Source organism: Aerococcus sp. L_32, from assembly GCF_050689315.1.
In genome coordinates, this window is the sequence record NZ_JBOEQF010001155.1 from 1 (window position 1) to 583 (window position 583).

General features: G+C 32.1%; 1 pseudogene. It reads right to left on the reverse strand.

From position 1 onward, the window contains the following. Positions 1-402, reverse strand: a pseudogene (locus tag ACRCJ0_RS18680) (DNA polymerase III subunit beta); the annotation flags it as partial. Positions 403-583: the final 181 nt, after the last annotated feature.

Sequence of the window (583 nt, forward strand, 5' to 3'; positions counted from 1 at the left end):
GTAAGTTTGTTTTGCATCGATTTCAGGTAAACGTGGGTATTCACTACCATTAATCCCATTTAATGTAAATGATGCACGGTCAGAAGTGATTTCTGTTTGGAAGTTCTCAACAACTTCTAAATTCATCATATCTGATGGTAATTTCTTCACTATTTCACCTAAGAAACGAGATGGTAAGACAATATCACCAGTGGCTTCAATTTTTAATTTATTGTCATCATCTTTAGCATCAATAAACGCTTCAATGGAAATTGTTGCATCAGATCCAGTTAAATAAAGTCCTTCTTCTTTAACTGAGATTTTAACACCTGTCAAAACAGGTATCGTTGTTCTTGAACTAATTGCTCTTTGAACGTCCGTCAAATTTTGAATAAAAACAGACCGATTAATAGAAAATTTCATGTGTGCACTCCTTGTATATATATTTTAATTATAGATAAAAAGATAGTAATAGTAATAGGCCCTGTTAATCTTGTTGATAACTTTTAGAAAGCTTGTCAAAATACACTTTTCCACATGTGTATAACCTGTTGAAAAAACAGAGAGGTTATGAACAATTATCCACAACCTCCTTTTCTTACCA